This window comes from Herbaspirillum sp. UBA812, from assembly GCF_002296545.1.
Classification (GTDB): Bacteria; Pseudomonadota; Gammaproteobacteria; order Burkholderiales; family Burkholderiaceae_D; genus Herbaspirillum; species Herbaspirillum huttiense.
In genome coordinates this window covers 23,603-26,265 of the sequence record NZ_DBIC01000264.1, presented here as the reverse complement: position 1 = coordinate 26,265, position 2,663 = coordinate 23,603, and the positions used below count along the sequence as shown (strand labels likewise).

At 64.8% G+C, this 2,663-nt stretch carries 3 protein-coding genes; 1 reads left to right on the top strand and 2 read right to left on the bottom strand.

What is annotated here, in order from left to right:
- Positions 1-113: 113 nt before the first annotated feature.
- Positions 114-1,187, bottom strand: a complete 1,074-nt coding sequence (locus B3873_RS17870) for a maleylacetate reductase (RefSeq protein ID WP_286867729.1) — start codon at positions 1,185-1,187, stop codon at positions 114-116.
- Positions 1,188-1,194: 7 nt separating this feature from the next.
- Positions 1,195-2,061 (bottom strand): intradiol ring-cleavage dioxygenase, encoded by an 867-nt coding sequence (locus B3873_RS17865; protein ID WP_286867728.1) that lies wholly within the window; start codon positions 2,059-2,061, stop codon positions 1,195-1,197.
- 159 nt (positions 2,062-2,220) lie between these two features.
- Here B3873_RS17865 and B3873_RS17860 point away from each other — a divergent pair.
- Positions 2,221-2,663, top strand: a 443-nt coding sequence (locus tag B3873_RS17860; protein ID WP_286867726.1) for a LysR family transcriptional regulator, incomplete at its 3' end; no start/stop codon positions are given.

Below are 2,663 nucleotides of genomic sequence, written 5' to 3'. Positions count from 1 at the left end.
GCAAGGACTCAACAAGGCCGGATACAGCATGGGCCTGCGGGTGGTTCGTGGCATGGCGGTCTCCTGATGGTCTCAACGTTGTCTACGTAACGCTTGCACCGCCACACTATACGTCACTCAGGCGCACGCCCCTGCCAGGCATTCTCCAGCAAGGCCCGCAGCGCCGTGCGCTCCAGCGCGCGCGGATTGGCATAGGCATTCTGCAAAGCGATGTCGGTGCAGCGATCCAGTTCCTCATACGGCATGCCCAGCTCGCGCAGGGACAACGGTGCCTGCAGCCGGGCAGCCAATGCATGCACTCCTTGCGCGGCATCGTCGGTCCCCAGGGCGCGCGCGATGCGCTGCATGGCTTCCGGTGCCGCCGGTGCGTTGTAGGCCAGCGCGTGCGGCAGGATCACGGTATGCGTCTCGGCATGCGGCAGGTTGTAGCTGCCGCCCAGCGTGTGGCACAGCTTGTGATGCAGCGACATGCCGACATTGCCCAGCACCGTGCCACACAGCCAGGCTCCATACAGACACTGGCTGCGCGCGGCCAGATCAGCGCTGCGCGCCACCAGCTGCGGCAAGCCCTCGGCCAGTGCGCGCAACCCCTCTTCGGCCAGCAGCGACATGATGGGGTTGGCATCCGGCGCATAGAGGCCTTCGGCTGCATGCGCCATGGCATTGATGCCGCTGGTCACCGACAGCTTCAGCGGCAGACCCGTGCTCAGTTCGGGATCGTAGATGACCGTGCGCGGCAGCACGCGCGCATCGCGCCCGGTCTTCTTGAGGCCGGCTTCGGTGATGCCATAGATGGGCGTCATCTCGCTGCCGGCATAGGTGGTCGGGATGGCCAGGATGGGCAGTTCGGATTCCAGTGCAATGGCCTTGCCCAATCCCATGGTGGAACCGCCGCCGATGGCGATGGCGCAGTCCGCACCGAGTTTGCGTGCGACTTCACGGGCATGGCGCGCGGTCTCGATGGGCACGTGCATGACGGCCTGGTCGAATATCCCGGCACAGCGCTCACCGATCAGGGCGGCGACGCGCTCGGCCTCGGCGCGCTGGCCGGGCGTGCACAGCACGAGGGCGCGGCGTGCGCCCAGCAGGTCGGTTTCGCGCACCAGGTGCTGCAGGCTGCCGGCACCGAAGATCACACGGGCGGCGGAACTGGTATAGGTAAAACTGTTGTGGGCAGTCAGGGACATGGCAGGATCAGGTGCGCTGAGGATTGAGGATGAAATCATAGTCCAGCGTGTAGAACGGTTGCTCACAGGTGCTGCCATCGGGCGCGGGTCCGGCCTCATGGCGCGGCCAGTCGGCGATGAGCGTGGAGCGCACGCCGAAGACGGCATCGGACTCCAGATACGCGTCCCCGCGGCGGAAGACATGGGTGATCAGCGTCTCATAGCCCTCGGCCTGGATGCGGAAATGCAGGTGCGCCGGCCGCCAAGGATGACGGCCCAGCGTCTCCAGCATCTTGCCCACCGGGCCGTCATGCGGGATCGGATACGAATTGGCGAGGATGCTGCGGAAGTGATAACGCCCCTGCGCATCGGTATGCAGCGTGCCGCGCGCCTGCAACTGGTCGAGGTCGGGATACTGGACATCATAGAAACCATCCTCATCGGCTTGCCACACTTCCATCGTGGCATGCGCGACGGGCTGGCCATCGCGCCCGCGCACGCTGCCGCTGACGAAGCAGGGCTGGCCCTTGGCTCCGTTGGAGATATCCGCACCCAGCGGATAGACCGGCGAATTCTCCACGTGGAAGGGACCGAATACGGTCGCCTCGGTGCAACCGGCGGGCTTGTGATTCTGCTGCGCCATCACCAGCGTCGACAGTCCCAGGGTATCGGACAGGAGGATGAATTCCTGCCGCTTGTCGGAACACAGCTGCCCGGTCTCGGTGAGGAAGCGGATGCCCTCGAACCATTCCTCCTCGGTCAGCTGTACCTCGCGCGCGAAGGCGTGCAGGTGCTGCACCAGGCTGGTCATGATCTGGCGCAGCCGTTCATTGGGCATGCCGGCATGGCGCGCCAGCACGGCCTGGGTGATGGTGTCTTCATTGAGATTGAGCATGGTCTCCTCGTCGCTGTTGTGTGTTGTGCGTGTGTGTTGAGATTGGACTGATTTTTCCGCTGAGCGGTAATATAGGTCTTATCTTTTCGCAGATATATGACGAAAGTGGAAAACTGTTTTCCACTTCGGCCTGCTCCCCCTCCCCGGAAAGCCCGTCCCATGGACCGCTGGAATCAATTCGAACTCTTCGTGCAGGTGGCCGAGCTGGGCAGCCTCTCGCGCGCCGCCGAGGCGCTGGGGATGTCCAATGCCGCCGCCAGCCGCAGCCTGGCCGCGCTGGAAGAGCGCCTGGGCGCGCGCCTGGTGGAACGCAGCACGCGCCGGCTGGGGCTGAGCCAGGCGGGCGAGGCCTTCTATCGCCACTGCAAGGCGGCGCTCACGCAGATGAAGGAAGCCGAAGCCCTGGTCAATGCCAACAGCGTCGCCCCCGGCGGCCTGCTGCGGGTGACTTCCTCGCTGTCCTTCTGCATGAAGCACATCAGCCCGCTGCTGCCGCGCTTTCATCGTCTCTATCCGGACATCACGCTGGAGGTGGTCGCGGCCAACCGCTACGTCGACCTGCTCGACAGCGGCATTGATGTTGCCATCCGCACCCGCGAGTT

Coding starts and splice junctions, on each gene's coding strand:
- B3873_RS17870 (WP_286867729.1), bottom strand. CDS start 1,187: ATGTCCCTGACTGCCCACAACAGTTTTACCTATACCAGTTCCGCCGCC.
- B3873_RS17865 (WP_286867728.1), bottom strand. CDS start 2,061: ATGCTCAATCTCAATGAAGACACCATCACCCAGGCCGTGCTGGCGCGC.